General features: G+C 76.8%; 1 protein-coding gene and 1 pseudogene. Both read right to left on the bottom strand.

All coding sequences use genetic code 11. From position 1 onward, the window contains the following. Nucleotides 1-1,500 (bottom strand): annotated as a pseudogene (locus tag ACWGIU_RS36355) (hypothetical protein); the annotation flags it as partial. Beyond that, the coding region (locus tag ACWGIU_RS36350) for an FtsX-like permease family protein (RefSeq protein WP_453712348.1) at nt 1,497-2,160 on the bottom strand (664 nt) is incomplete at its 5' end. The gene ACWGIU_RS36350 and the pseudogene ACWGIU_RS36355, both read right to left, overlap by 4 nt.

The raw sequence follows: 2,160 nt of genomic DNA, 5'->3' as shown, positions 1-2,160 counted from the left end.
GATCAACAGCGGGTCGAGGTCGCTGCCGGGCGGGGCGACCCCGCGTCGGCGGACCTCCACCACGGCTGCCGCGGTGGCGATGAGGACGAGCAGTTCGGCCACGGGCCTGCGCCACCGCCCGGCCGGCCGTCCCGGGGTCAGCAGTACGGCCGCCCGTAGGGGGAAGGCCAGCAGGGCGAGCAGGGCCACGGCCGCGGCCGAGAGCAGTGCGGGCGCGAGCCGGGGTGTGGGCAGCAGCAGGACGGCGAGCGCCGTGGCGGCCGCGGCCGCCGGGAGCACGGTGACGGCGCCCTCGCCGAGGAGCCGGCCGACGATGGCGGCGCGCGAGCCGCCGCGCGCGAGCAGCAGCCGCAGTTCGGCGTCGCGGCGGTCGGCCGCGAGTGCGCCGGCCAGGCACAGGACGACGAAGGCGACGCCGCCCACGCCTGCGGGTCCGAGCGCGGCGAGCGGCGCTGCCGCCTGGGTTCGGGCGCGGGCCTCTTCGAGTCGCTCGGGCAGCCAGGAGGTGGTGTGCAGCCGCGCGCGCCCCGTCTCCCGGGCGAGGGTGGCGGCGGTGGGCCCGGCGATGTAGGAGGCGATGTCCTTCCTCGTGGCGTCGAGCCGGTCGGCCCGCAGGTGGCCGACGTCCACCGGCAGCCGCCAGAAGTCCTCGGCGGTGCGGCTCCAGGTGCTCATCCGGTCGAGGTCACCGGTGCCGACGAGGGCGTCGACGTCCCAGGCGAGGCTCTCGTCGTAGTAGTGCTCGCAGGCGCGGGCGAGGCATCCCAGGTTGTCCGACCAGAAGTCCTCGCTCTCGTCGAGGACCGCGTAGAGACCGACGACCTCGACGGACGGTGTGCCGTCCACCCGTGACGCGGTCTTCAGGACGGATCCGACGCGGGCACCGAGGGTCGCGGCGGCCTTCTGCGAGAGGACGACCTGCAGGGGCGCCGTCTCCTCGGGGGCGGCCTGCGCGGGGGCGGTGGGTGTGCTGCTCGGCCAGCGCCCCTCCGCCAGCTTCACGTGGGCCTCGGCCTGGCGGACGTGCAGGAGGTCCATGCTGGGCGGAATGCCGGCGGGGCGGGAGAGTTCCGGATTGAGCAGCTGCTGCCGTTTGGTGGTGCGCGCGCCGTGAACGGTCGTGTCCGGGTCCACGCGGAAGGTGGTTCCGGTCGGCCCGAGCAGTTTCTCCAGCGTGGTGTCCAGGGCATGGGCGCTCTGACCGCCGTCCGGGGAGGGCGCGGTCACCTGCAGGCTGGTGTCGCGGGGTCCGCTGCGCTCCAGGAAGGACCGAAGGGCCTGGTCGGCGCCCCGGTCCTGGGCGCGTGGCAGCGCGGCGGCCAGCAGGACGGCGACGAAGGCCAGCGCGACGCCGAGCAGGGTGCCCAGTGGCGCCGCCCGCAGCCGGGTCCGGACCCAGGGCGCGGGCCGGGGGTCGGTGGCCGGGGACGGGGTGTCGGACGGCTGGGGGGTGGAGGGAGGGGTGGCGGACGGCGGGGTGGCGGACGGCGGGGTGGTCACATCTCCTCCACGGGGCGCAGCCGGGCGGCGATGTCGCGGCCGCGGGGGCCGCCGAGCGCGGCCGACAGCAAGGGAACGGCTGCGATGGCGGCGACCGTGAGCACGGTCTGCCAGAACGGCATGTCCACGTGCACGGGTGGGAAGGGCCGCCCGGCGGCGGGGGTCAGCACGACCAGGGGCGCCATCAGGTGGACGAGGGCGACACCCAGCCCGGCTCCGACGGCGGACCCGATGGCGATCAGCACCCCGCCCTCGGCGGCGGTCGCGAGGGCCAGCGAGCGGCGCGGGGTGCCGAGTGCGAGCAGGACCGAGAACTCCCGGCCCCGGCCCCGCCGTTCGGCGGCCACGGAGGTCGCGAAGCCGATGGCCGCCAGGACCGCGCACGCGGCGGCGAGGGCGGCCAGGGCGCTCTGCGGGCCGGCGCTCAGCGGGTCGTCGAGCAGCCGCTCGGTGATCTCCTCGCGCAGTTGGACGCGTTCGATCCGGGCGCCTTCGCGCAGCTTGTCCGCCGCGCGGGCCGGGACGGGATCGGCGGCCGAGTCGGCGGGCAGCCACCACTCGGTGGGCGGGGCCGGCTGCTGACCGACGGACTCCACGAGGAACCGGCCGAGCACGTGCAGGTCGACGGCGAGCGCCGAGCGGCCGGCCACGGGGAGGGAG

The organism is Streptomyces sp. NPDC054840 (genome assembly GCF_053611065.1).
Note: the sequence above shows the minus strand (reverse complement) of the source record. Positions and strands in the feature narration are given on the sequence as shown.